This is a genomic window from Pseudomonas sp. 313 (assembly GCF_000316965.1).
GTDB classification, from domain to species: domain Bacteria; phylum Pseudomonadota; class Gammaproteobacteria; order Pseudomonadales; family Pseudomonadaceae; genus Chryseomonas; species Chryseomonas benzopyrenica.
The window spans coordinates 155,562-181,103 of sequence record NZ_ANBZ01000022.1; the positions used below are offsets into that span (position 1 = coordinate 155,562).

Sequence of the window (25,542 nt, forward strand, 5' to 3'; positions counted from 1 at the left end):
ATGACCATTACCGTAACCGAACGTGACGAAGACCATATGTCCCGCGAAGCCCGTGGCCTGGGCATGCATCTGTGGGACGTGAAACAGGAAGGGGAATTGGTCGGTGTCTACCAGAGCGAAGCGGATGCCCTGGAGTACAAAGAGCAAATCGAACATGACGGCGCGTCGCACGCCGAGTGATCGAATAGCGGTTTACTGACTGCCTGAAAAAGGCCCGTCTCTTGGAGGCGGGCCTTTTTCGTTCCTGGGGGCTTGGTTGTTGGGCTTCGCTGCGCTCAGCGCCAACCTACGGCAGCCTCACCGTAGGTTGGGTTGAGATGGCTCCAGCGTCGAAGCCAAATAGAACGCTGCTGACCCTAGTGCAGCAGCTCGTCGGCGAAGACCTTGTCCAGGGTGATGGGCAGATCCCGCACCCGCTTGCCGGTGGCATGGAAGATGGCGTTGGCGATGGCCGGCGCTACCCCGACGATACCGATCTCGCCGATGCCCTTGGCGCCCAGCGGATTGACGATCTCGTCGTGTTCCTCGACGAAGATCACCTCCAGTTGATGAACATCGGCCTGCACCGGGAAGTGGTACTCGGCGAGGCTGTGGTTCATCCAGCGGCCTTCGGTGGTGTCCATCATCCCCTCTTCCTGCAGGCCCATGCCGATGCCCCAGACGATGCCACCGGCCACCTGGTTCTCGCCGGTCTTGAGGTTGAGGATACGACCCGCGGCCACAGCGGTGACTACGCGACTGACCTGGACGCTGCCGAAGTCTTCGTCGACCTTGACCTCGACGAACACCGCCGAGTGGGTACCGGTGGCGTAGTTGTCGCGCTCTTCCGCCGGCTCGGCGCTGGCCAGGGTTTCCATGGACGGCGAACCCGAAGCCTTGAGGATGGCGGTAAAGTCGACGCGCTGGGCCGGATCGGTCTTGAGGCTGATGCCGCCGTCGGCGAATACCACCTGCTCCAGTTCGGCCTTGGCCAGCGGGGAGTCGTCCATTTCCTTGGCCGCATCCAGCAGTTGCTGGCGCAGCTGATCGCAGGCCAGTTTCACGGCGGTGCCCACCGAAGACACGGTAAAGGAACCGCCTTCCAGCGGCGCCTTGGGCAGGGTGGAGTCGCCCAGCTTGAAGGTCACCTTGTCCAGCGGCAGACCAAGGTTCTCGGCGGCGATCTGGGTCATCACCGTATAGGTGCCGGTGCCGATATCGGCGGTCGCACTGGCTACCACCAGGCTGCCGTCGATGTTCATCACCGCCTTGGCGGTGGCGGGTTGCTGCATGGCCTCCCAGACCCCGGTCGCCATGCCCCAGCCGACCAGCTGGTTGCCGTCGCGCATGGAACGCGGCGCCATGCTGCGCTGCTCCCAGCCGAAACGCTCGGCGGCCTGGCGATAGCATTCCAGCAGCTCCTTGCTGGAATAGGGCTTGTTCTTGGCCGGATCGACATCGGTGAAGTTGCGAATACGCAGCTCCAGCGGATCGATGTCGGCAGCGTAGGCCAGTTCGTCCATGGCACTTTCCAGCGCATAGACGCCCAGCACGGCCCCCGGCGCGCGCATGTCCAGCGGGGTGTAGACGTCCAGCGCAGCCAGCTGGTAGGCCAGCTTGACGTTGGGGCAGGCATAGAGCGATGCCGACCAGACCAGCACCATCTCGGTGAAGTCTTCGAAGCGCGAGGTGATGCCCAGGGCGCTGTGATCGATGGCCTGCAGCTTGCCGTCGCTGTCGCAGGCCAGCTTGACCTGCTGATAGGTCTCGGGGCGATAGCCGAAGGTGAACATCTGCTGGCGCGTCAGGGTAACCCGTACCGAGCGCTTGAGCTGCAAGGCGGCCATGGTCGCCAGCACCAGTTGGTACTGCGGACGCAAGCCGGAACCGAAGGCGCCGCCGACGAAGGGCGAGATGACCTTCACGTCGCCTTCGCCCAGACCGAAGATGCTGCTGACGAACTGGGCGCTGTTCTGCACGCCCTGGGTCTTGTCGTGCACCGTCAGTTTGCCGTCCTTGTGGTAGATGACCGTCGAGGCGTGCATCTCCATGGGATTGTGGAATTCCGCCGCGGAGTGGTATTCGGCTTCGATGCGGGTAGGCGCCGCGGCCCAGGCTGCCGGGGCGTTACCCCGATTCTCCGGCAACTCCATGGGCGCTTCGTGGGCCTGGTCGCGAGCCTGGGCCAGGTCGGTGGCGTGCTCCTCTTCGCTGTATTGGGCGCGGATCAGCGCGGCGGCGTGACGTGCGGCCTCAAAGGTCTCGGCCACGACCAAGGCGATGGGCTGGCCACTGTAGAGGATGCGGTCGTTGTACAGCGGCCGAAAGGGCTTGCCATCGGCCGCATCCATGTCGGTATAGCTCTCGTCATAGCTGGCCATCTTGGGTCGATTGAGGTGGCTGAGCACCTCGATCACGCCCGGCTGGGCCAGGGCTTCGCTAACGTCCAGGCCGAGCAGGCGACCCTTGGTGATGGTGGCGTTGACCACGAAACCAAAGGCCAGATCCGGCACGCTGAATTCGCCGGCGTAGAGGGCCTGGCCAGTGACCTTGAGCGGACCGTCGACGCGGGGAACGGCTTTTTGCAGATGGACGACGGTCATTGCAGGGTACCTCCGGCGGCTTCGGTAAGGGCACGGACGATGGCGCGCCGGGCCAGTTCGATCTTGAAGCTGTTATGGGCGAAGCCCTGGGCGCCTTGCAGCAGGCGATCGGCCAATTGACCGAAGGCCGCCTTGTCCGCGACCTGGCCAACCAGCGCCTGCTCGGCCTCCGGCAGCCGCCAGGGCTTGTGGGCCACGCCACCCAGGGCGACGCGGACCTGCTTGATGCGCTCGCCATCCAGTTCCAGTGCTGCCGCCACCGAGACCAGGGCGAAGGCATAGGAGGCGCGGTCGCGGATCTTCAGGTAGGCGCTGTGGGCCGCCAGGCTTTCCGCCGGCAGGGTCACGGCGGTGATGAGTTCGTCGGTGGCGAGGTTGGTATCGCGCTCCGGGGTATCGCCGGGCAGCCGATGGAAGTCGGCGAAGTCGATGACCCGCTCGCCGTTGGGACCGCTCACCTCGACTCGGGCTTCCAGCGCAGCCAGGGCCACGCACATGTCCGAAGGGTGGGTGGCGATGCACTGCTCGCTGTGGCCCAGGATGGCGTGGATGCGATTCTGCCCTTCACGAGCGCCGCAGCCGGAGCCGGGTTCGCGCTTGTTGCAGGGGGTGCCCACGTCATAGAAGTAATAGCAGCGGGTGCGCTGCAGCAGGTTGCCGCCGGTGGAGGCCATGTTGCGCAATTGCGGGGAAGCTCCGGCGAGGATGGCCTTGGCCAGCAGCGGATAGCGGCGTTGCACCTCGGGGTGGTAGGCCACCTCGGCATTCTTGACCAGGGCGCCGATGCGCAGACCGCCTTCGGCGGTGGTCTCGACCTCGCGCAAGGGCAGACCGTTGACGTCGATCAGCTGCTCGGGGCGTTCGACGTTTTCCTTCATCAGGTCCAACAGGTTGGTACCGCCGGCGATGAAATGGGTCTGGGGGCCGTGCTGGCGGATGGCATCGGGCACGGCATTGGGCTTGGCGTAACCGAAGCGGTTCATTCGCGGTCCTCCCCTTGCTGGCAATCCGGACGCGCTCGTTCGATGGCAGCGCGGATGTTGCGGTAGGCACCGCATCGGCAGAGGTTGCCACTCATCTGCTCAGCCACCTCGGCCTCGCTGTGGGCGTGGCCCTCCTTGAGCATGCCGATCGCCGAACAGATCTGCCCAGGGGTGCAATAGCCGCACTGGAAGGCGTCTTCGGCGACGAAGGCGGCCTGCATGGGATGCAGCTGGTCGCCTTGGGCCAGGCCTTCGATGGTGGTGACCTCGGCACCATCCTGCATGACCGCCAGGGCCAGGCAGCTGTTGATGCGAGTGCCATTGACCAGCACCGTGCAGGCGCCGCATTGGCCGTGATCACAGCCCTTCTTGGTGCCGGTCAGGTCGAGGTGGTCGCGCAGGAGATCGAGCAGGGTGGTCCAGGGTTCGACGGCCAGCTGCAGCTGCTTGCCGTTGAGGGTCAGGGCGATGGTATGGGACTCGGGTTCGGCCAGGGGCTGAAGCTGGCGCGCGGGGGTGGCGTTCATGGCGGACCTCACGGTTAAAGCCGCGGGGTGCAGATGCCCCCGTGGTCGGAATAGGTGGTGGCAGCGAAAGGCCACCTCAGGTAAGGGACTGTTGCCGACCGGAAGCGGTTCAGCACCCCTGCCCAGCGGTATTCAACGTGACGTTGAAGCCTGCTCAGCGAAGCGTTGGGAGTACTGATCCAGAGCCCTTGGGCACGGGCAGGACACATCCGGTATGGCGGCTCCTGCCACCAGCGGCCCAGTGGCCTGAACCCCGTCCCCAAAGGGGCAGTCATCAGAACTCCCGTGATGCGCCTCCAACGATGAGAATCCAACCATGGCTTCCGACTCCGATGCACCCTGGCGCCTGTCCCGGCGCCAGTTCCTCGGCACTTCCGCGGTGCTGGTGGCGACCAGCGCCATTCCCGGCTACACCTTTGCCCAGGCCAGCGGTGGCGCGCCCCTGACGCCCCAGGCCATCGCCGCCCGTCTGCCGCAACTGCTGCCGCTGACCCTGCAGATCAATGGCGAGGCGCGCCGGCTCAAGGTCGACAGCCGCACCACCCTGCTCGATGCCCTGCGCGAAAACCTGCACCTCACCGGCACCAAGAAGGGCTGCGACCATGGCCAGTGTGGCGCCTGCACCGTGCTGGTGAATGGCCAGCGCATCAACAGCTGCCTGAGCCTGGCGGCCATGCACGAAGGCGACGCCATCACCACCATCGAGGGCCTGGGCAACGCCGAGCGCCTGCATCCCATGCAGGCCGCCTTCCTGGCCAAGGACGGTTTCCAGTGCGGCTATTGCACGCCCGGGCAGATCTGCTCGGCGGTGGCCCTGCTCGACGAGGTCAAGGCCGGCATGCCCAGCCACGTCTCGGCACGCCTCGATGGCCCCATGCGGCTGAGCGAGGAAGAGATCCGCGAGCGAATGAGCGGCAATCTCTGTCGCTGCAGTGCCTATCCCAATATCGTCGCGGCCATCCAGATGGCGGGGGGACAGGCATGAGAGTCTTCGACTATCGGCGTGTCCAGAACGAGGCCGACGCCAGCCGCCAGGGCGTCCAGGCGGGCAGTCGCTTCATCGCCGGGGGTACCAATCTGCTGGATCTGATGAAGCTGGAGATCGAGACCCCCAGTCAGGTGCTGGACATCAATCGCCTGCAGCTGGATCAGATCCGCGCCACCGAGGACGGCGGCTTGCGCATCGGTACCCTGGTGCGCAATTCCACCCTGGCTGCCGATGCGCGGGTACGGGAGCGCTATCCGGTGCTGTCGCGCGCCCTGCTGGCCGGCGCCTCGGCGCAGCTACGCAACAAGGCCACCACTGGCGGCAATCTGCTGCAGCGCACCCGTTGCTCCTATTTCTACAACACCGCGATGCCCTGCAATAAACGCCAGCCCGGCAGTGGCTGTGCGGCCCTGGGCGGCTTCAATCGGATGAACGCGGTGCTCGGCGCCAGCGACCAGTGCATCGCCGTGCACCCCTCCGACATGGCGGTGGCCATGCGCGTACTGGACGCCACGGTGGAGACCCGCGAAGCCAATGGCCGCACCCGGCGCATCCCCCTCGCCGACTTCCATCGCCTGCCCGGTGACACCCCGCAGATCGAGACGGTGCTGCAACCCGGCGAACTCATCACCGCCGTGACCCTGCCGCCGCCACCGCCTGGTATCCAGGTGTATCGCAAGGTGCGCGACCGTGCCTCCTATGCCTTCGCCCTCGTGTCCATGGCGGCCATCGTCGAGTTCGACGGCACGCGCATCCGCAGCGGTCGCGCCGCCTTCGGCGGTCTGGCGCACAAACCCTGGCGCGTGGCGGCGGCCGATCAGGCCTTTGCCGGCCAGGCGGCGGACGGTGATCTCGCCGCCGTGGGCGATGCCCTGCTCGCCGGCGCCCGTGGCTATGGCCACAACGATTTCAAACTCGAGCTGACCCGTCGCATCCTGCGCGCCGGGGTGGCCGACGCTCGCCAACAGGCCTGAGGACAGCAGCATGGAAATGAATGAACCCGCTGGCCGCAACCTGATCGATGAGAATCGCGGCGGCCTGATCGGCAAGCCCATCGATCGCGTCGACGGCCTGCTCAAGGTCACCGGCCAGGCGCCCTACAGCTTCGAGTTCCGCAATGATCGCGTGGCCTATGGCTTCATCGTCGGGGCCACCATCGCCAAGGGCCGCATCGCTCGACTGGACACCTCCGCCGCCGAAAGCGCGCCGGGCGTGCTCAGCGTCCTGACCTACCGCAACGCCCCACGGCAGGCGGCCCGCGAGCCGGACAACAGCGGCCGCTTCACCCGGCCCAAGCCCTACCTGGACAGCGACCAGGTGCGCTATTTCGGCGAACCCGTGGCCTTCGTGGTGGCCGAGACCTTCGAGGAGGCACGCCTGGCGGCGGCCCTGGTGGAGATCGACTACGCCGCCGAACCGGGCGCCTTCGATCTGGCCGCCAACCTCGGCCAGGCGGTGAAACCACCGGATGGCGACCAGCCCACCGACACCGCCTCGGGCGATGTCGACGCTGCCTTCGCCCGGGCACCGATCAAGCTCGACCAGCGCTATACCACGCCCTACCACATCCATGCGCAGATGGAGCCCCACGCCAGCCTCGCCCAGTGGGACGGCGACCGGGTGACGATCTATTGCTCCACCCAGTTCGTCGAGCAGGCGCAGAGTTGCGTGGCCAATACCTTGCAACTGCCCAAGGAGAACGTCCGCATCGTGGCGCGCTACATCGGCGGTGGTTTCGGCGGCAAGCTGCCGATCTATGCCGATGCCCTGATCGGCGCCATGGCCGCCCGGGCGATCGGTCGGCCGGTCAAGGTCACCCTCACCCGCCAGCAGATGTTCCAGATCACCGACCACCGCTCGGCCACGGTGCAGCGCATCCGCCTGGGTGCCGACCGTGATGGCCGTCTCCTCGCCATGGCCCACGAGGGCTGGTCCCATTCGGCGCGTGGCCTGACCTACTACGAACCCACCGGTCTGTCCTCGCGTACCCTCTATGCCGGCGATGACCGCCTGGTGGCGCACCGCATGGTCGAGCTGGACCTGCCCGAATCCGGCTCCTGCCGCGCGCCCGGCGAAGCCGTGGGCATGCTCGCCAGCGAAAACGCCATGGACGAGCTGGCGGTCATGCTCGCGCTCGATCCCATCGAGCTGCGCATCCGCAACGAGCCCAGCCAGGACCCGGAAAAGCACATCCCCTTCTCCTCCCGCAAGCTGGTGGAGTGCATGCAGGACGGCGCCCGCCGCTTCGGCTGGAACCAGCGCAATGCCACGCCCGGCCAGGTGCGCGACGGCGACTGGCTGATCGGCATGGGCATGGCCGCGGCCAGTCGCGCCAACATGCTCAGGCCATCCCAGGCCGGGGTCCGCCTGGAGGCCGATGGCACGGCCACGGTCAAGACCTCGATGACCGATATCGGCACCGGGACCTATACCATCCTGGCGCAGATCGCCGGTGAGTCCCTCGGCTTGCCGGTGGAACGGGTCAAGGTGCTGCTGGGCGACAGCGACGATCCGGCCGGTGCCGGCTCCGGCGGTTCCTTTGGCGCCGCCAGTTCCGGCTCCTCGGTCTATGTCGCCTGCGAGAACCTGCGCGTTAAGGCGGCGCAAGCGGCGGGCCTCGATCCGGCCAGCGCCCGTTTCGTCGGCGGCCGGCTGATCGCCGACAACGGCAGTCGCGACCTCGCCGAACTGGCGCGCGAGCATGATCTCCAGGCCATTGGCGAGATCAAGCCGGGGCAGACGCTCAAGGACTATTCCCAGCAGGGCTACGGCGCCTTCTTCGCCGAGGTGGGGGTGCACGCCCTCACCGGCGAGATCCGCCTGCGGCGCATGCTCGGGGTGTTCGCCGCGGGGCGCATCCTCAACGAGAAGACCGCCCATTCGCAGATGCTCGGCGGGATGATCTGGGGGGTGGGCAGCGCCTTGCACGAAGACGGGGTGATCGATACCCGTCACGGTCACTTCGTCAACCATGACCTGGCCGACTACCACTACCCCTGTCACTTGGACATCCCGGCCATCGAAGCCCATTTCCTGCCGGAAGTGGACGACAAGGCCAATCCGCTGAAGATCAAGGGTGTCGGTGAACTGGGGATCTGCGGTGCCGGGGCCGCCCTCACCAACGCCGTCTACAACGCCTGCGGGGTGCGCATCCGCGACTATCCGCTGACGGTGGACAAGGTGCTGGCAGGGCTGAAGACGGCCTGACGGCAGGCGGCGCAGCTCAGCGCGCCGCCTTGCTTCCCGCCCGGGTCGCCAGCAGCACCCCGCCGATGGCGATGACCATGGCCACCCAGGCCAGCGGTGGCAGCGTCTCGCCGAGCAGCAGCCAGGCGCTCAAGGCGGCGCCTGGCGGTACGCAGAAGAACAGCGCACTGACCCGTGCCGCTTCGCCAGCGCGGATCATCCACACCAGCAGGCTGATGGCCAGCAGCGAATTGGCCAGCACCAGATAGGCCAGGGCGCCAATGAAGGCCGGCGCCCAGTGCACCGGCGTGTGCTCGAACAGCAGCGCCAGGGGCGCGCAACACAGCAGACCGACGCTGTACTGCACCAGGTTGTTGGTGACCGGATGCTGGGCCACGCCCAGGCGCTTTTCATAGAGTACGGCGCTGGTCATGCCCAGCAGCGCGCCCACCGCCAGGAAGATGCCCGCCACGGACTCCACGGCGACGCTCGCCCGCGCCAGGATCACCCCGATGGCGCCGAGCAGTCCCAGGGCCAGCCCCAGCCACTGCAGCGGCGCCACCCGCTCGCCCACCAGCAGCGGTGCGCCCAGGGCCACCAGGATGGGCTGCAACGAGGCGACCATGGCCACCACGTTGGCCGAGGCGCCCATCACCAGGGCGCCATAGCTCATGCCGAAATAGACGCCCTGGATGAGGAAGCCCACCACGGCCAGATTCGCCCACTCCCGCCGCGTACGCGGCAGTGGCGGGCGCAGGATGAGGAAGGCGACCAGCAGCACGCTGAAGGCCAGGGCATAGCGCATCGCCAGCAGGGTGAAGGGTGGTGCATAGGCCAGGCCCACCTTGGACACGGCGAATCCGGCGGACCACAGGGCCAGGAACACCAGGGGGATGAGGCGCAGCAACCAGGGATGCAGCGAGGTGGACGGCATCGGATTCTCAAGGCCAGGCGAGTCAGCGGGACGCCGTTCGCGAGCGGGAAGGATAGCTGACGATCAGCAGACCGCTGAGCACCAGGGCGGCACCGGCGAGAAAACCAGGGCCTGGGGTCTCGTCCAGCAGCCAGACGCCCATCAGTACTCCGAACAGCGGCGTCAGCAGGGTCAGCACCCCTAGGGGCGCGGCGCGATAGCGACTGAGCAGCACGAACCACCCCAGCAGACTGATGCCGGCGACGATGAACACCTGGAACGCCAGACTCGACCAGGCCAGGGAGTCGAGTGCTGCCAGATCCAGGCGCTTGCCAAGCGGGAGGGCCAGCGCCAGGAGCACCACCCCAGTCACCCCGAGTTGATAGAACAGGGTGCGCAGCGGCGGCGCCTCGGCCAGGGCGCTGCGGCGGATCAACACCGTGGTGGCGCCCCAGGCGGCGCCACCGACCAGGCCGATCAGATCGCCCTGCCAGCTGGTGCCGCCGCTCGGCTTGCCAATCAGGAAGGCACAGACCACGCCACTGGCCGCCAGCACCATGCCCAACCACTGACGCCCCGACAGCCGCTCGCCGGGCACCAGCCAGTGCAGGCCACAGGCGGCGAACAGCGGCGCCGTGTAGATGAACACCACCATGTGCGCGGCGCTGGTGTATTTCAGGCCCACCGCCATGCAGAGGAACTCCAGGGCGAACAGCGAACCGGCGAGCAGTCCGGGAATCAGCGTCTGGTCGCGCCCGAGGCAGCGGATGCCGCGCCAGCGTGCCAGGCCGTAGAGCAACCCGGCTGCCAGCAGCGAACGCCAGCCGATCTGCAGCAGCGGGTCGACCTGTTCGGCGATGGCCTTGATCGCCGTCTGCTGCAGGCCCCAGACCAGGCAGAGCGCCAGCATGACCAGCACGGCCGTGGCATCCAGCTCCTTGCGCATGAGCGTCGCTCCACGAATAAGTGAGCCTGAATGGTGACGGGGGCTGAACAGGTCGGACAAACGATGTTTAATGGGTGTCAGGCTCAGGAAAACTAAGGCTCAGCGTGACCACTCCCCTTCCCCTCAACGCCCTGCGCGCCTTTGCCGCCGCCGCGCGGCACCAACAGTTCGCCAGGGCCGCGGACGAGCTGCACGTCACCGCCGGCGCCATCAGTCGACAAATCCGCCTGCTCGAAGCCGAGCTGGGGCAACCGCTGTTCGAGCGTCTGCCCCAGGGGGTGCGGCTTACTGCCCAGGGTCGCGCCCTCGCGGCCGAGATAGCGCCGCACCTCGACGGCCTGGCCCGCGCTGTGGCCCGGGCACGGGTCAAGAGCAGTGTCCTGACCGTCAGCGCGCCGCCCACCTTCGGTCAGGAGTGGCTATTGCCGCGCTTGGAAGACTTCCAGCGACAGCATCCGGACATCGAGGTCTTTCTCGACGCCTCGTCCGCCATCGTGCCCCTGGGCACCGAGGGCGGTGCCCAGGCGGCGATCCGCTATGGCCGGGGCGATTGGCAGGACGGCGAGACCCGCCTGCTGCTGCGCGAATGGATCTTTCCGGTGTGCAGCCCGGCGCTGATCCCGGCGCCGCTGGCAGAACCCGCCGCCTTGCTGGACTATCCGCTGCTGCATGCCGAATGGCCCGGCGGCTGGCGCTCGGGGCGTCCCAGCAGCCGCTTCAACGCCTGGCAGGATTGGTTCGCCAGCCAGCAGGTGCCTTTGGGCGATAGCCTGCGCGGCCCACGCTATTCCCTGAGCGGCATGGCCCTGCAACAGGCGGCGGCCGGCAAGGGCGTGGCCCTCGGCGGCTGCGTGCTGGCCCAACGGATGCTCGCCAGTGGTGCCCTGGTGCGGCCCCTGCCGGATCGGTTCAACCAGCTCTCGACCCAGGCCTACTTCCTGGTGTTGCCCAAAGGTCCGGTGGACGCCCCGGTGCAGCGCTGGATCGACTGGCTGCTGGTGCAGATCCGCCACTTCCGCGACACCCAGGGCGAGACCCAGGAGACCGGCGGCGCTTGGTGAGCGCCCTCCACTTGCGGCAGTCTGAAGGGATTGCCGTCCAGATAGCTGCCTCCATGTCCGCCTTCCGCCTGTCCTCGCTGCTGCTCGTCCTGACCGTTCCGCCCCTGGCGCTCGCCGCCGAACAGCCGCCTGCCGACTGCGATCGCCAGGGCAGCGAGGCCCAGTTGGCGGCCTGCGCCGCCGGGGATCTGGCCGCGGCCGAAGCCCGTCTGGCGGACGTCTACAGCCGACGGCTGGCTGCCACCGCCCCCACGCAACGCCCCGCCTTCGAGCGGCTGCAACAGCTCTGGCAAGACGACCGGGCGCCCCGCTGCGCCACCGCCACCCGCGGTTTCCAGGGCGCCATGCAGCAGCTGCAGTACCTGAGCTGTCTGAAGTCGGTGACCCTGCTGCGCCTGGACGATCTGCAACGGCAACTACCACAGCGCGACTGACGTTTCGTCGCCGCCGCTGCTGTCCGGCGCCAGGACTCACTATCATGGCGCCCCGCTGTTGGAGTTCGCGATGTACGAGCGTTACCTGCCCCTGCTGGTCCTGGCCGGACTGCTGTTCCTGGGGGCACTGTGGTGGTGGCAACGCCATCGCCAGGCCGCCTTTCCCTATCGCCAGGTCGAAGCCCTCTTCACCCCTGCCGAACAGGCCTTTCTCGCCGTGCTCGACGAGGCCGTGGGCGACGACTACCGGGTGTTCGGCAAGGTGCGCATCGCCGATGTGGTCCAGACTTTGCCGCTGCGCGATCGCCGCCGCTACCTGGTCGCGCAGAATCGCATCAACTGCAAGCACTTCGACTTCGCCATCTGCCGCCGCGACGACCTCGCCGTACACGCGGTGGTCGAACTCAACGACAGGTCGCACCTGCAGCGTCATCGGCAGCAACGCGACCGCTTCGTCCGCGCGGTGTGCGAGGCCGCCCAGTTGCGTCTGGTAGAGATCCCGGCGGCGGCGCGCTATTCCGCCAGTGCCATACACGACGCCGTGTTCGGCGGGCGCCGGCCGCGCAACCGTAAGGTAGCGCCCAACCAGGCGCTGGCGCCGGAGTGCCCCGAGTGCCAGGCGCCCATGGTCCGCCGCCGTGCGCGCAGCGGTCGCCACCAGGGGCGGGAATTCTGGGCCTGCTCGAACTACCCGGACTGCCGCGCCCTGCTCGACATCGAAGACTGACCAAGGGGCCCTGCCATGCGCTATCCCACCACTCCGGACGGTCGTTATTTCGTGGTCAGGGGCCGGCTCTGGCGCTGTACCGACCCCAGCCTGCCCGCCGACCGCCGCGACGCCCTGACCCATGAGCTGATGGACGCCCGCCGCCAGGTGGGTGTGGCCAAGCGCCAGGGTGATGACGCAGCCCTGCGCACCGCCCGCGCCGCGGTGGACGCCGCCAAGCATGCCCTGGGTGAACGCGGACCGGTCTGGTGGGCCGATGGCGCACCCGATTACAACCGTCGGATGGCCAAGAACACGCCCTATGCCGACTGGTACCAGCAGCTGGCGGCGGAGGCTTCCTGACCTGCGCCGTGCGGCGTAAGGTGGAGGGTCGACTCCTCTTGCGAGCACCGCTCTTGCGTATCCGTCCCGCCTTCGTCACCGACCTCGCCGCCATCTGCCGCCTGGCCGAACAACTCGCCGAGCAGCATCACCGACAGGCCCCGGCGACCTTTGCCGCGCCCTCCGGCGGCTGGCGCGACCAGGACTACTGGGCCGCCCAGCTGGAGCCGGACGATGGGGTGATGTTCGTCGGCGAGGCCAGGGGCGAACTGGTGGGCTTCGTCACCGCACGCCTGTCCGATACCCGCTCGATTTCCTTTCTGCAGCCCTTGGTCCTCTGCCGGATCGGCACCCTGGTGGTGGCCGCCAACCACCGACGGCTGGGCGTGGGCGCACGGTTGCTGGAAGCCGTGGAAGCCTGGGCCCGGGACAACGACGTCGACGAATTGCGCCTGGAGGTCATGGAATTCAACGAAGATGCCCAGGCGTTCTATGCACGCCAGGATTTCCAGGGCCAGTCACGGATCCTGGCCAAGGCATTGCGGTAGATGGGCGCTAGCGAATCGCGGCCATGGGCCGCTCCTACGGTCAGCACGAAGCGGTAGGAGCGTAAGTGGCTCGGCCTCGTAGGTTGGCGCTGAGTGCAGCGATGCCTAACATGGCCAGATCGAGACTCTGCCGTTGGGCTTCAACGATGGAGCCGTCTCAACCTAACCCACGCGGGCACCGTAGGTTGGCGCTGAGCGTAGCGAAGCCCAACGTTGCCGGATCGAAGCCCCGCTAGTAGCCTTCGACGCTGACCCTATACACTCTCCCGGCTCACCAACTCGAACCCCAGGTCCACGCAGGTCGGTTGGCTGCGACCGTCGAGCAGGCCCAGCAAGAGGGTCGCCGCCTGGCGCCCCACCGCGGCGCGCGGGGTCTGGATGGAGGTCAGCCGGGGCACCGTGTGCGCCGAGCCGGGCAGGTCGTTGAAGCCCAGCACCGAGACCCGCTCCGGGATGGCGATTCCCAGCCGCTGGGCCTCGAACAGCGCGCCCTGGGCAAGGTCGTCGTTGCAGAAGAACAGGCCGTCGACATCCGGCCGGCGGGCCAGCAGCTCGCGAAACTGGTGGGCGCCCAGGCCCACGGACGACGGCTGCGAATCCAGCACATCCAGACTCGGATCGTAGCAACCCGCCTCGCGCAGCACCTGGCGAAACCCTTCGCCCCGGGCCAGCGCCCGCGGGTCGAGCTGGGCGGCGACATAACCCAGTCGCTTGCGCCCCGCCGCCAGCAGATGCCGCGCCGCGGCAGCGCCGGCGGCATGCTGGGAAAAGCCCACGCTGGGCACCCCGCCAGCCGGATCCAGCTCCATCATGTGCACCCGCGGTACCCCGCTAGCAGCCAGCAGCTGGCGTGCGGCGTCGGTACGGTCGAAGCCGGTCAGCAGCAGGCCCCGGGGCTGATAGGCCAGGTAGTTGCGGATCAGCTTCTCCTCCTCCTCGGGATCGTAGTGGTAGTTGCCGATCAGCACCTCCAGGCCACGGGGGCGCAGGATCTCGTGGATGGCCTCCAACGGCTCGATGAACAGATGGTTGGACAGCGAGGGGACCAGCACCACCACCGAGTGCCCCTGAGCCGAGGCCAGGGCGCGGGCGGCCGGATTGGTGACATAGCCAAGACGCGCGGCGGCTTCCTGCACGCGGGTGACTAGCTCGGGCGCCACGCTAGCGACACCACGCAAGGCCCGCGAGGCCGTGATGGGGGAAACACCGGCCTGCAGCGCCACCTCGGTGAGGGTGGGCCGACCGGAACTACGAGAACCCGTTCGATTCATTGTTATGGTTTCAGGCTTGTCAAGGACGGAGAACGCGCCTAAGGTAGCGCTGTCTCACCAGACACTACAAGCCTGGCGTGTCCTTCAGGAACACGTCGGCATTCGGCCTAACAAGATCGACAAGAACTGGAAGCCGCTCCCTTTTTCATTTTTCGGGGTAGCGCTGTCTCCAGACCGGAGGTGACGATGAACACTCCCATTCCCGCGCTCGTGGTCATGGGCGTCGCAGGCTGTGGCAAGAGCAGCGTCGGCGCGGCCATCGCCGAGCAGGACAGTGGCCGCCTGATCGAAGGCGACGCCTTCCACCCCGCCGCCAACATCACCAAGATGAGCGCCGGCATTCCCCTTGACGATGAAGATCGTGCTGGCTGGCTGACCCGCCTCGGTGAGGAACTGGCTGCTGCCGTGGCCGCGGGCGAACGTCCCGTACTTACCTGTTCCGCGCTCAAGCGCCGCTATCGCGACCAGCTGCGCCAGGCCGTGCCCGGTCTCGGTTTCGTCTTTCTCGAATTGACCCGCGAGACCGCGGCTCAGCGCGTCGCCAATCGTCCAGGGCACTTCATGCCCGCCAGCCTGATCGACAGCCAGTTCGCCACCCTGGAAGCACCCCACGGTGAACCGGCTACGCTGGTAGTGGACGCCCGCGATCCGCTGGCCGCCATCGGCACCCAGGTGTCGGCCTGGTGGACCACCTCGGCGCGCCTGGCCCAGCCGGCCTGACGAGACAGCGCTACCCATTCCAACCCTTAGGGTCTGTTCAAAGTCTCGCGAGCTAGAGACAAACAAGACGAAAAGGGCTGAGGAAGCGGAGTTTACGAAGGGTAAATGAGCATTCCGAAGCCCTTTTCAACGCAGTTTGGCCGACGCGCAGCAGACTTTGAATAGGCTCTTACAACGCCCACAACAACAATAGGAGAGGCACCATGTTCGGCATGGACCACAACAGCTTCCTTCTGCTCGACGCCCTGGTCACCATCATCGGCCTGGTGCTGCTGATCACCAAGTTCAAGGTCCATCCCTTCATCGCCTTGACCATCGCCTCGGGCTTTCTCGGCCTGACCTCCGGCATGCCGGTGGAAAAGGTCATGAAATCCTTCCAGGACGGCTTCGGTGGCGTGCTCGGCTTCGTCGGCATCCTGCTCGGCCTGGGTACCATGCTCGGCAAGCTGATGGCCGATTCCGGCGGCGCCGACCAGATCGCCCAGACGCTGATCCGCGCCTTCGGCATCAAGCGCGTGCACTGGGCGATGATGTTCGCCGCCTTCCTGGTGGGCATTCCGCTGTTCTTCGAGATCGGCTTCGTGCTGCTGGCGCCCCTGGTGTTCATCGTCGCCCGCCGCACCGGCCTGTCGCTGGTCAAGCTGGGTATCCCGCTGCTGGCCGGCCTGTCCGCCGTGCACGGCCTGGTGCCGCCGCACCCGGGTCCGCTGCTAGCGGTCGGGGTGTTCGGTGCCGACATCGGCAAGACCATCTTCTATGGCCTGCTGGTCGGCCTGCCCACCGCCATGATCGCCGGTCCCATCTTCGGTGCCTGGATCTCCAAGCGCATCCCCGGTTCGGCCAACGCCGAGCTGGTCGCCCAGATCGCGCAGGAGACCGACAACCGCAATCTGCCGGGCTTCGGCATCACCGTGTTCACCGTGCTGCTGCCGGTGATCCTGATGCTGCTCAAGGCCTTCGCCGACATCTTCTTCGCCGCCGACAACCACTTCCGCATCTGGATGGACTTCATCGGCCACCCCATCACCGCCCTCCTCGCCGCGCTGCTGCTGAGCTTCTACAGCTTCGGCACCGCCTGCGGCTTCTCCCGCGAGAAGATCGTCAAGCTGCTCGACCAGAGCCTGGCCCCGGTGGCGGCCATCGTGCTGATCGTCGGCGCCGGCGGTGGCTTCAAGCAGATGCTGGTGGCCAGCGGCGTCGGTGAGGTGATCGGCAACCTGGCGGTGCAGACGCAGATCTCGCCGATCCTGCTGACCTGGCTGGTGGCGGCGGTGATCCGCGTGGCCACCGGTTCCGCCACCGTGGCGACCATCACCGGTGCCGGCATCGTCGCCCCCGTGGTGGCGCTGGTGCCCGGCGTGAACAAGGAACTGCTGGTGCTGGCCGCCGGCGCCGGTTCGGTGATCCTCTCCCACGTCAACGACGCTGGCTTCTGGTTGGTAAAGCAATACTTCAACATGACCGTGGCCGAGACCTTCAAGACCTGGTCGATGATGGAAACCATCCTCTCGGTGGTGGCCCTGGCCTTCATCATGCTGCTGTCGCTGTTCGTCTGAGCCGTTAGATAGGGACGGCCCCTGGCCGTCCTCCCTCCACCACGAAACTCGCCCGGTTGCTGCGCTCGGCATCCGGACGGGTTCGGTCACTGATGGTGCGCAGGTCCACCTGCAGTCGTTCCCGCGTCAGTTCCAGGGCCAGATAGCCGCGCTGCCGACTGTCGAAGAAGCGCACTTGGGGATTCTCCGGCAACAACGCCTGGAAACGTCGGTAGTCCGGGCCGTCCGAGGTGATGGACGTGCCGACGAATTCGCTCGCCACCACCGGACTCCGCTCGTCTTCCGGATCGCGGTGCAGATCCGTCACCCAGAACGAATGGATATCGCCGCCCAGGGTTACCGGATTGGCCAGGCGGCTGTCGGCCATGGCCGCGAGCAGCCGCTCGCGAGTCGCCGGATAGCCGTCCCAGCCATCGGTCCAGCGGGCCGGATCGCCATCCGGCAGGCGCTGCCGCAGGGGTGCCAGCAGGAGATCCTGGGCGATCAGATTCCAGCGGGTGGCATTATGGCGAAAGCCATCCAGCAGCCAGCGCTCCTGCGCCTGCCCGAGCATGCTGCGCGCGGCGTCGCGCAGACCCGGGCAATCCGGGGCGACCAGCTGGCCACCGCGGGTCCTGGCCGTGGCGCAGGCCGGCTCGCTGCGGTACTGGCGACCATCGAGCAGATGGATCTCGGCCAGGTCGCCAAAGCGCCACCGGTCATAGAGGCGCAACGCTGTGCCCTGGGTGCGCCAGCTGCGCAGGGGTACGTGCTCGCGAAAGGCCTGGTAGGCCGCCTGCCGTCGCGCGGCGAAGGCGGCCAGGCTGACCTGAGGATCCGCCGACCAGGGACCGGAATAGTCGTTCTGCACCTCGTGGTCGTCCCAGGTGATGACACTGGTGACCTTGGCGTGCAGGTACTGCAGATCGGGATCGGTGCGGTACAGGGCATGGCGCCGCCGGTAGCTGGCGAGGTCCCGGGCCTCCGGCAGGCCGTGGCGGCGGACCGCTGGCAGCAGCAGCGGCACATTGGACTCATAGATGTAGTCGCCGAGGAACAGCGCCAGATCCGGCTGCTCGTCGGCCATATGCCGGTAGGCACTGAAGAAGCCTTTCTCATAGTGGGAACAGGAGGCTGCCACCAGCTTGAGACGCTGTGGCGCACTGGCCGAAGGCGGCAAGGTAGTGGCCTGGCCGATCCGACTCCGATGTCCCAGGGCGGTGAAGCGATACCAGTAGGGGCGCCCCGGGAGCAGATCGACCAGGGTGATCGCCAGGCTGAAAGCCGCCTGAGGCCGCGCCTGGGCCATGCCGCGCTGCACCACCTGGCGCAGCCCCGGATCCAAGGCGACCTCCCACTGCACCTCGACCGGGCTGCGCAGACCGCCCAGGCCATCTGCGGCCAAGGGATCAGGTGCCAGCCGTGTCCAGATGACGAAGCCATCAACGGCAGGATCGCCACTGGCAACGCCCAGGGTGAAAGGATCGGCTTGCGGTTCGCGAGCGCTGCAACCGGCGAACCAGGGCGCGCTCAGACCCAGGCCGAGCAGGCCCAGCGCTTGACGTCTCGAGGTGCTCATCCAGGCCTCCGCGAAAAGAGGCCAGGGTGGCTCAGGCAGGTGACAACAGGATGTCGCCGACCTCAGGCCAGCGGCAATTCTTCCAGGATCATGATCTGCGGCGCCTCGCTGAGCAGGCCCTCGAGATCGCTCAGCAGTTGTTTGAAGTGCGCGGTTTCTTCGTGCTCGGCGAGGGCTTCGCGACTGGCCCAACGCTCGATGAAGACATAGCGCCCCTCATGGCTCGGATCGCGATGCGGGGTATAGAAGTGGCAGGCGGGTTCGGCGCGGGAAGGCGCGACGATGGCGCGCATCGCGTTTTCGACGGCTGCAGCCTGGCCAGGCTTGGCCTGCAGAATGGCGACGATGCGGATTTCACTGGTCATGCGGGAGACTCCGAAAAGGGTGTTTCAGCATGCCGCCTGGACACCCCAAACACTACGGGGCCGATCACCCGGCCCCGGCCACGATGGCTTACTGCTTGGCTTTGACGATCTTGTCGATCACCGCGTTGCTGCGCTTGATCAGCACGTAGTCGGAACCGATCTTCACCCATTGGCTGTCTTCGCCCGGCTGTTCCAGTCCGTGCTTCTTCCAGTCCTTGATCACGTACTCATCGCGGATGTACTTGCGTGGCGCCCGGCCACCCTCTTCGAGTTCAAAGGTAGGATGATCAGGGTCGTGGGTAACAGCCTCGTCGCTCTGATTGGCATCCTTCTTGTTGACCTTGTTCTGGTACTGCGCGTTGGTGGGCTCCGAAGCCGCCTTGTCGGCGGCCGGCTTGGTCGGCGTCATGGACTCGGGCGCGGCCTGGACCTGCAGGGCACCTGCCAGGACGACGGTACCCAGAGCCAGGGAGAGCAGCGATTGCTTGATCATGGGGGTGTTTCTCCTCTGCGTTCGAGGTTTTGACCCCGCGCTCAGCGGAAAAGCTCCACGACTACCTGCGGACGCACCGTTGGCCTTACCAGCGTTCGTCCCGATCGGTCCTGCAGGATCAGCCCCCACCCTTGGCTATCGTTCACATCCTTCATGCAACGAATCCCTGGTGGCGACGACAGCTGGCGAAACCGTCTCATCTCGACGCTGGCAGTCTGGCTGGCAGGTGCCAGCGATTCCTCGACCTTTATCGGTAAGCCAGGGCTGGCGAGCCTTGCAGCACCTCAGGCAGAGTAGCCCACCTCTTTTCCGGACGCGCGCACTCATGGAACGCTGGAAGATTCTCGCCGGCCTGGTGAGCTTCACCTTCTTCATGGAAAACCTGGACGCCACCGTGATCGCCACGGCCCTGCCGCAGATGGCCCTGTCCTTCGGCCGTGATCCGGTGGACCTCAACCTGGGCATCAGCTCCTATCTGCTGGCCATCGCCGTGGGTATCCCGGTGAGCGGCTGGATCGCCGAGCGCTTCGGTCCGCGACCGGTCTTTACCCTGGCCATCGGCGTCTTCACCCTGGCCTCGCTGCTGTGCGGGATAGCCCAGTCCCTGGAACACTTCATCGCCGCGCGCATCCTTCAGGGGCTCGGCGGCGCCCTCATGGTCCCCGTGGGCCGCCTGGTGGTGCTGCAGGTGACGGAGAAGCACGAACTGGTGCGGGCCATCGCCCTCATTACCTGGCCCGGCCTGGTGGCGCCCGTGCTCGGTCCGCCCCTGGGTGGCCTGATCACCACCTATGCCGACTGGCGCTGGATCTTCTACCTCAACCTGCCATTGGGCTTGATCGCCCTGGTGCTGGCCTGGCGCCTGGTGCCGGCCGACATCCCCACCCAGCGGCATCCGCTGGACTGGCGCGGTTTCCTGCTGCTGGGCGGGGCCTGTGTGGCCTTCATGTGGGGCGTAGAGCGCCTCGGTCAGAATCAGGGCAGCCTGGGTAGCAACCTGGCCTGGATGGGCATAGGGCTGATCCTCGGCACCAAGGCGGTGCGTCACATGGCCCGTATCGAACGACCGCTGATCGATTTTGGCACACTGCGCATCCCCACCTACCGCGCGGCCATCCTCGGCGGCGGGCTGTTCCGCATCACCATCGCCACCGCGCCCTTCCTGCTGCCGCTGATGTTCCAGCTGGCCTTCGGCCTGGACGCCTTCCAGGCCGGCCTGCTCCTGTTGGCCCTATTCGCCGGCAATCTCGCGGCCAAGCCCTTTACCACCGCCACCATGCGCCGCTTCGGTCTGCGCACCATCCTGATCGTCAATGGCCTGCTCAGCGCTCTCAGCCTGCTGGCCTGCGGCCTGCTCACCCCCGGCTGGCCGCTACCGCTGATCTTGCTCTTGCTGTTCTGCAGCGGGGTGTTCCGCTCACTGCAATTCACCGCCAGCAATGCCCTGGCCTTCGCCGACATCCCCAAGGACCGCCTGGGGCATGCCTCCACCCTCTTCAGCACCAATTTCCAGCTGGCCATGGGCCTGGGCGTGGCCATCGCCGCCCTGTTGCTACGCGCCTCGATGGAGTGGCACGGCCATTTCGACCCGCAACTGGCAGACTTTCGGCTAGCCTTTTGCATCGTGGCCGTGCTCGGCATCCTGAGCACCCTGGATGCCTTCCGCCTGGCCCGCAATGCCGGCGATTCGGTCAGCGGCCATACCTCTGGAAGTTGACCAACCGGACAGTGCTCGACGCGATGCCGTTTGGGGGGTAGGTCCTAGCGTCTTACCCGTGTTTACCGACCTGTTATGATGCGCGCCTTTTTCCGATCAGACCGGCGCGCACGAGGCATCCCATGCTGGAAAGACTCTTCCAACTCAAGGCACACACCTCTGTCCGCACCGAACTGCTGGCTGGGGTCACCACCTTTCTGGCCATGGCCTACATCCTGTTCGTCAACCCGAGCATCCTCGGCGCCACCGGCATGGACAAGGGCGCGATCTTCGTCGCCACCTGCCTGGCCGCCGCCATCGGCTCGGCACTCATGGGACTGATCGCCAACTACCCCATCGCCCTCGCCCCGGGCATGGGCCTAAACGCCTTCTTCACCTACACCGTGGTCCTGCATCTGGGCCATACCTGGCAGGTGGCGCTGGGCGCGGTGTTCCTCTCGGCGCTGATGTTCTTCCTGCTGTCGATCTTCCGCATCCGCGAATGGATCATCAACAGCATCCCGCTCCCGCTGCGCTCGGGCATCGCCGCCGGCATCGGCCTGTTCCTGGCGCTGATCGCCCTGCAGACCGCCGGCATCGTGGTGGGTAATCCGGCGACCCTGGTGGGCCTGGGCGACCTGTCCAAACCCGGTCCGCTGCTGGCCATCCTCGGCTTCTTCCTGATCGTCGCGCTCGAAGCGCGCAAGGTCACCGGCGCGGTGCTGATCGGTATCCTGGTGGTCACCGTGATCGCCATCGCCTTGGGCGTCAGTGCCTTCGGCGGTCTGGTGTCCATGCCGCCGTCGCTGGCACCGACCTTCCTCCAGCTGGACATCCGGGGCGCCCTGGACGTCGGCCTGATCAGCGTCATCTTCGCCTTCCTGTTCGTCGACCTGTTCGACAACTCCGGCACCCTGATCGGCGTCGCCAAGCGCGCCGGCCTGATGGGCAAGGATGGCCACCTGCCGAAGATGGGCCGCGCCCTGATCGCCGACAGCTCCGCCGCCATGTTCGGCTCGCTGCTGGGCACCTCCACCACCACCAGCTACATCGAATCCGCCGCGGGGGTTTCCGCGGGTGGTCGTACCGGCCTCACCGCCGTGGTGGTCGCGGTGCTGTTCCTGCTGGCGCTGTTCTTCGCCCCCCTGGCCGGCAGCGTGCCGGCCTTCGCCACCGCCCCGGCGCTGTTCTTCATCGCCGTGCTGATGACCTCGGGGCTGGCCGAGATCGAGTGGGACGACCTGACCACCGCCGCCCCGGTGCTGGTCACTGCCCTGGCCATGCCGCTGACCTATTCCATCGCCAACGGCATCGCCTTCGGCTTCATCGCCTGGACCGTCATCAAGCTGCTGTCCGGCCGCACCCGCGAGCTAAATTCGGCACTGATCGTGCTGTCGATCCTGTTCGTCATCAAGCTGGGCTGGTTCAACGCCTGACCCCTCTCCTCGGGGCTCCGGCCCCGAGGTCTCCCCGCCTCACCCTGCCCCGGATCTACCATGTCCCAACCTTCCTTCGCTCCCGCCGACTACCAGGCTCAACTCGACGCCAAGGCCAACCGCTTGCGCGAACTGCTGGCGCCCTTCCAGGCTCCCGAGCCGGAGGTCTTCGCCTCGCCGCTGCAGCACTACCGGCTGCGCGCCGAATTCCGCCTGTGGCGGGAGAACGAGGAACGCCACTACGCCATGTTCGCCCCGGGCGACAAGCACACGCCGATCCTCATCGAAGACTTCCCCATCGCCAGCCAGCGCATCAATGACCTGATGCCGCGCCTCAAGGCCGGCTGGCAGGCGGACGTGGCGCTGTCGTTCAAGCTGTTCCAGGTGGAATTCCTCACCACCCTGGCCGGCGATGCGCTGATCACCCTGGCCTACCACCGCCCGCTGGACGCCGCCTGGCAGGCCTCCGCCGAGCGCCTGGCCGCCGACCTCGGCGTCAGCCTGATCGGTCGTTCCCGCGGCCAGCGCCTGGTGATCGGTCGCGACCATGTGCTCGAAGAACTGGAGGTGGCCGGGAAAACCTACCGCTATCTGCAACCCGAGGGCGGCTTCACCCAGCCCAATGGCACGGTCAACCAGAAGATGCTGAGCTGGGCCCACACCGCCCTGGGCGAGCGTGAAGACGATCTGCTGGAGCTCTATTGCGGCAACGGCAATTTCACCCTGCCGCTGGCCAGTCGGGTGCGTAAGATGCTGGCCACCGAGGTGAGCAAAACCTCGGTCAACGCCGCCCTGCACAACCTAGCCAGCAATGGCGTGGACAACGTCACCCTGGTGCGCCTCTCCGCCGAGGAACTGACCCAGGCGCTCAATGAGGTCCGACCCTTCCGCCGCCTGGCTGGCGTGGAGCTCAAGAACTACGACTTCGGCACCGTCTTCGTCGACCCGCCCCGCGCCGGCATGGACCCGGACACCTGCGAACTGACCCGCCGCTTTGAACGCATCCTCTATATCTCCTGTAACCCGGAGACCCTGGCCGAGAACATCGCCCAGCTGCAGGACACCCATCGCATCACCCGCTGCGCCCTGTTCGACCAGTTCCCCTGGACGCACCATATGGAAAGTGGCGTCTTGCTGGAGCGGCGGTGAGGGCTTTGAGCGTCGAGGTAATCCGCGTGGAAAAGGTTGCGCCGTTTTCCACCCTACGCCGGGGCTGAGCGCCCCTCTCCCTCGGGGAGAGGACTGGGGCGAGGGAAGCTACTGAGCCGTAGGTTGGGCTGAGACGGCTCCACCGTCGAAGCCCAACAGCCAAGCCCTGTTAGGCTTCGCTTTGCGCAGCCCAACCTACACGAGCCCCGCCTTAACGCCCCTCTCTCTGGGAGAGGGCAGTTTCAAAGGCTCAACGTGGCGACAATCAGCGCTAAAAAACGCATGCTGATCCTTCCGATCAGTCAGGATCGATCATGGCGCCCAGCAAATCCTCTTTCGTGCGACCGCTGCCCTGCAAGCAACCAGGCATTGAGGCGATGGTGGCCGATACGTCCTGCACCTTCGCCCGTCATACCCATGACGACTTCGGTATCGGCCTGATCCACCGGGGCGCGCAGAAATCCCTGAGCGGTCGAGGGCTGGTCGAGGCCGGTCCAGGAGATGTCATCACGGTGAATCCCGGCGAGGTACACGACGGGACGCCCTTTGATGAAACCGGCCGCGCCTGGCGCATGCTCTATCTGCATCCCAGCCTGGTCGCCGACGTGGGACAGGATGTTCTCGGGCACGCCCGCCAGGTGGAATTCAGCCAACCGCGTATTGCCGATAGACGCCTGTCACAGGGCTTCGCCAACGCCTTCATCGCTACGGTGAGCCCGGACAGCGAGGCCAGCCCCTTGGCATGGGAACAAAGCCTCATCCTGTTGCTAAGTGGTTTGCTCCAGCCTCGACTACTGGAAAGCTGTGCCATTCCAGCCGGTATTGTCCGGGCACGAGAGCAGCTCGATGAAGCTCCGCTGAAAGCACCTACCCTCGCCCAGTTGGCTGAGACTGCCGAGCTGAGCCGCTATCAGTTGCTCCGCGCCTTCACCCGAGCAACAGGACTTACCCCCCACGCCTATCTCACTCAACGCCGGCTGCAGCAGGCACGCCGGCTGATCTTGGGGGGCATGTCGTTGGTCGAAAGCGCTGCGGCTTCGGGCTTCGCCGATCAGAGCCATCTCACTCGACTGTTCAAGCGTACCTACGGTTACCCGCCCGGTGCCTACGCCAAGGTATCAGTCAGCCTGCAATTTCGTTCAAGACGCTGAATGCCAACGCCGGCCAGGCTAAGACCCTGTTTCCCTGACAGGTATCAGCCGTGCACGCACTCAAAGATTACTTCCCGGCCTCGCGCCAGAAAGCTACAGACATCGACCTTGGTGCCTGGGTAGCCGTGATAGGCCAGGCGTTTTCTGGGGCGAGTCAACAGTCATGACACTCGACTTCTTGCTGACTACCTTCATCGTGGTCGCGTCGCCAGGGACAGGCGCCCTGCTGACGATAGCGGTCGGCACTACCTATGGACGCCGCGCCGCGCTGTTGGCCGCCGCAGGTTGTACCCTCGGAATCCTGCCTCACCTGCTGCTGACCCTTTGTGGCCTGACAGCGCTGCTACAAGCCCGGCCGCTAGCGCTGGAGGGCCTGCGCTATCTGGGAGTGGCCTATCTGCTCTACCTGGCCTATCGGCAGATCCGCAATGCCAGCGCCTGGAGCACGGGCGCCACCTATCCCAACGGGGATCGAAAGATCATCCGGCAAGCCGTCCTGCTGAACCTGTTCAATCCCAAGCTGACCCTGTTCTTTCTTGCCTATCTGCCGCAATTCCTGGACCGGCAATCTGCCGCGCCGCTCACCCAGGCGCTGCTTCTGTCCGGGGTGTTCATGGGCATGACGTGGGTGGTATTCACCCTGTACGGCCTGCTTGCAGCGCAGATGAGGACGCGCCTGGTTGCCAGCCCGCGCCTGGCGCAAGGCCTGAGTATCGGTTTCGCCTGCGCCTTTTTCAGCATGGCCATCCGTTTGTTGTGGACGAGCCTATGAGGGGATGCGAGGCGTAGCCCTGTTGGGCTTCGCTGCGCTCAGCCCAACCTACAAGAGCCCACCATGACGCCCCTTCTCCCTCGGGATAGGAGACCGAGCCGTAGGTTGGGCTGAGACGGCTCCATCGTCGAAGCCCAACAGCCAAGCCACCTGTTGGGC

25 protein-coding genes are annotated in these 25,542 nt (G+C 66.4%); 16 read left to right on the forward strand and 9 right to left on the reverse strand.

Annotated features, from left to right (window positions below):
• Entirely contained in the window at positions 1 to 180 is a 180-nt protein-coding gene (locus C722_RS0102340; RefSeq protein ID WP_017638952.1) for a hypothetical protein, read from the forward strand.
• Between the two features lie 176 nt (positions 181 to 356).
• On the opposite strand, the gene C722_RS0102345 is transcribed toward C722_RS0102340, so the two are convergent.
• From C722_RS0102345 to C722_RS0102355, 3 genes are read right to left on the reverse strand one after another with little or no spacing between them, the layout of a single operon-like run.
• Positions 357 to 2,582, reverse strand: a complete 2,226-nt coding sequence (locus C722_RS0102345; protein ID WP_017638953.1) for a xanthine dehydrogenase family protein molybdopterin-binding subunit — start codon at positions 2,580 to 2,582, stop codon at positions 357 to 359.
• Positions 2,579 to 3,565 carry a xanthine dehydrogenase family protein subunit M gene (locus tag C722_RS0102350; protein ID WP_017638954.1) on the reverse strand — a complete coding sequence of 329 codons (987 nt, stop codon included), beginning with the start codon at positions 3,563 to 3,565 and terminating at the stop codon, positions 2,579 to 2,581. The genes C722_RS0102345 and C722_RS0102350 overlap by 4 nt, the downstream gene beginning before the upstream one ends.
• Positions 3,562 to 4,092: a (2Fe-2S)-binding protein gene (locus C722_RS0102355; protein WP_017638955.1), complete on the reverse strand. Its 531-nt coding sequence runs from the start codon at positions 4,090 to 4,092 to the stop codon at positions 3,562 to 3,564. Before C722_RS0102355 ends, C722_RS0102350 begins: the two co-directional genes overlap by 4 nt.
• Positions 4,093 to 4,408: 316 nt before the next feature.
• Here C722_RS0102355 and paoA point away from each other — a divergent pair, with 316 nt between their 5' ends.
• The 3 genes from paoA to C722_RS0102370 are packed head-to-tail and all read left to right on the forward strand — an operon-like array spanning position 4,409 to position 8,287.
• The gene (paoA, locus tag C722_RS0102360; protein ID WP_017638956.1) at positions 4,409 to 5,077 is read left to right on the forward strand and encodes an aldehyde dehydrogenase iron-sulfur subunit PaoA; all 669 of its coding nucleotides are present in this window, start codon (positions 4,409 to 4,411) and stop codon (positions 5,075 to 5,077) included.
• On the forward strand, positions 5,074 to 6,054 hold the full coding sequence (locus tag C722_RS0102365) for a xanthine dehydrogenase family protein subunit M (protein ID WP_017638957.1): 981 nt from the start codon (positions 5,074 to 5,076) through the stop codon (positions 6,052 to 6,054). Before paoA ends, C722_RS0102365 begins: the two co-directional genes overlap by 4 nt.
• A 10-nt stretch (positions 6,055 to 6,064) precedes the next feature.
• On the forward strand, positions 6,065 to 8,287 hold the full coding sequence (locus tag C722_RS0102370) for a xanthine dehydrogenase family protein molybdopterin-binding subunit (RefSeq protein ID WP_017638958.1): 2,223 nt from the start codon (positions 6,065 to 6,067) through the stop codon (positions 8,285 to 8,287).
• A 16-nt stretch (positions 8,288 to 8,303) separates the two neighbouring features.
• Here the strand turns inward: C722_RS0102370 and C722_RS0102375 are convergent, their stop codons facing one another.
• Together C722_RS0102375 and C722_RS0102380 are read right to left on the reverse strand one after the other, a co-directional pair.
• The gene (locus tag C722_RS0102375) at positions 8,304 to 9,200 is read right to left on the reverse strand and encodes a DMT family transporter (protein ID WP_017638959.1); all 897 of its coding nucleotides are present in this window, start codon (positions 9,198 to 9,200) and stop codon (positions 8,304 to 8,306) included.
• 22 nt (positions 9,201 to 9,222) lie between these two features.
• A complete protein-coding gene (locus C722_RS0102380) occupies positions 9,223 to 10,125 on the reverse strand; it encodes a DMT family transporter (protein WP_017638960.1) in 903 nt (300 codons plus the stop codon).
• Positions 10,126 to 10,229: 104 nt separating this feature from the next.
• Here C722_RS0102380 and C722_RS0102385 point away from each other — a divergent pair, with 104 nt between their 5' ends.
• The 5 genes from C722_RS0102385 (at position 10,230) to C722_RS0102405 (ending at position 13,216) form a co-directional block, all read left to right on the forward strand.
• Entirely contained in the window at positions 10,230 to 11,186 is a 957-nt protein-coding gene (locus tag C722_RS0102385) for a LysR substrate-binding domain-containing protein (RefSeq protein WP_017638961.1), read from the forward strand.
• A gap of 53 nt (positions 11,187 to 11,239) precedes the next feature.
• Positions 11,240 to 11,620 (forward strand): lysozyme inhibitor LprI family protein, encoded by a 381-nt coding sequence (locus C722_RS0102390; RefSeq protein WP_017638962.1) that lies wholly within the window; start codon positions 11,240 to 11,242, stop codon positions 11,618 to 11,620.
• A gap of 70 nt (positions 11,621 to 11,690) precedes the next feature.
• Positions 11,691 to 12,347 carry a DUF2726 domain-containing protein gene (locus C722_RS0102395; protein WP_017638963.1) on the forward strand — a complete coding sequence of 219 codons (657 nt, stop codon included), beginning with the start codon at positions 11,691 to 11,693 and terminating at the stop codon, positions 12,345 to 12,347.
• A gap of 15 nt (positions 12,348 to 12,362) precedes the next feature.
• Positions 12,363 to 12,689: a hypothetical protein gene (locus C722_RS0102400; RefSeq protein ID WP_017638964.1), complete on the forward strand. Its 327-nt coding sequence runs from the start codon at positions 12,363 to 12,365 to the stop codon at positions 12,687 to 12,689.
• Between the two features lie 53 nt (positions 12,690 to 12,742).
• Entirely contained in the window at positions 12,743 to 13,216 is a 474-nt protein-coding gene (locus C722_RS0102405; RefSeq protein ID WP_017638965.1) for a GNAT family N-acetyltransferase, read from the forward strand.
• Between the two features lie 254 nt (positions 13,217 to 13,470).
• On the opposite strand, the gene C722_RS0102410 is transcribed toward C722_RS0102405, so the two are convergent.
• Entirely contained in the window at positions 13,471 to 14,487 is a 1,017-nt protein-coding gene (locus tag C722_RS0102410; protein WP_026083596.1) for a LacI family DNA-binding transcriptional regulator, read from the reverse strand.
• 186 nt (positions 14,488 to 14,673) lie between these two features.
• On the opposite strand from C722_RS0102410, the gene C722_RS0102415 reads away from it, so the two are divergent.
• Positions 14,674 to 15,207: a gluconokinase gene (locus C722_RS0102415; protein ID WP_017638967.1), complete on the forward strand. Its 534-nt coding sequence runs from the start codon at positions 14,674 to 14,676 to the stop codon at positions 15,205 to 15,207.
• Positions 15,208 to 15,410: 203 nt separating this feature from the next.
• Entirely contained in the window at positions 15,411 to 16,763 is a 1,353-nt protein-coding gene (locus C722_RS0102420) for a GntP family permease (RefSeq protein WP_017638968.1), read from the forward strand.
• A gap of 4 nt (positions 16,764 to 16,767) precedes the next feature.
• Here the strand turns inward: C722_RS0102420 and C722_RS0102425 are convergent, their stop codons facing one another.
• The 3 genes from C722_RS0102425 to C722_RS0102435 form a co-directional block, all read right to left on the reverse strand.
• Positions 16,768 to 18,321, reverse strand: coding sequence for an alkaline phosphatase (locus C722_RS0102425; protein ID WP_017638969.1), 1,554 nt, complete (start codon positions 18,319 to 18,321; stop codon positions 16,768 to 16,770).
• Between the two features lie 62 nt (positions 18,322 to 18,383).
• Entirely contained in the window at positions 18,384 to 18,686 is a 303-nt protein-coding gene (locus tag C722_RS0102430) for a putative quinol monooxygenase (RefSeq protein ID WP_017638970.1), read from the reverse strand.
• A gap of 88 nt (positions 18,687 to 18,774) precedes the next feature.
• Complete coding sequence (locus tag C722_RS0102435; protein ID WP_017638971.1) at positions 18,775 to 19,179, reverse strand: RcnB family protein; 405 nt, start codon at positions 19,177 to 19,179, stop codon at positions 18,775 to 18,777.
• Positions 19,180 to 19,504: 325 nt separating this feature from the next.
• Between C722_RS0102435 and C722_RS0102440 the strand changes: the two genes are divergently transcribed.
• From C722_RS0102440 to C722_RS0102460, 5 genes are all read left to right on the forward strand, one after another.
• The gene (locus C722_RS0102440) at positions 19,505 to 20,896 is read left to right on the forward strand and encodes an MFS transporter (protein WP_017638972.1); all 1,392 of its coding nucleotides are present in this window, start codon (positions 19,505 to 19,507) and stop codon (positions 20,894 to 20,896) included.
• Between the two features lie 122 nt (positions 20,897 to 21,018).
• Positions 21,019 to 22,311 carry an NCS2 family permease gene (locus C722_RS0102445; RefSeq protein WP_017638973.1) on the forward strand — a complete coding sequence of 431 codons (1,293 nt, stop codon included), beginning with the start codon at positions 21,019 to 21,021 and terminating at the stop codon, positions 22,309 to 22,311.
• Positions 22,312 to 22,371: 60 nt separating this feature from the next.
• Positions 22,372 to 23,460: a tRNA (uridine(54)-C5)-methyltransferase TrmA gene (trmA, locus tag C722_RS0102450; RefSeq protein WP_017638974.1), complete on the forward strand. Its 1,089-nt coding sequence runs from the start codon at positions 22,372 to 22,374 to the stop codon at positions 23,458 to 23,460.
• Between the two features lie 314 nt (positions 23,461 to 23,774).
• Positions 23,775 to 24,611, forward strand: coding sequence for an AraC family transcriptional regulator (locus C722_RS0102455; RefSeq protein WP_017638975.1), 837 nt, complete (start codon positions 23,775 to 23,777; stop codon positions 24,609 to 24,611).
• Positions 24,612 to 24,774: 163 nt separating this feature from the next.
• Positions 24,775 to 25,383 carry a LysE family translocator gene (locus C722_RS0102460; RefSeq protein ID WP_017638976.1) on the forward strand — a complete coding sequence of 203 codons (609 nt, stop codon included), beginning with the start codon at positions 24,775 to 24,777 and terminating at the stop codon, positions 25,381 to 25,383.
• Positions 25,384 to 25,542: the final 159 nt, after the last annotated feature.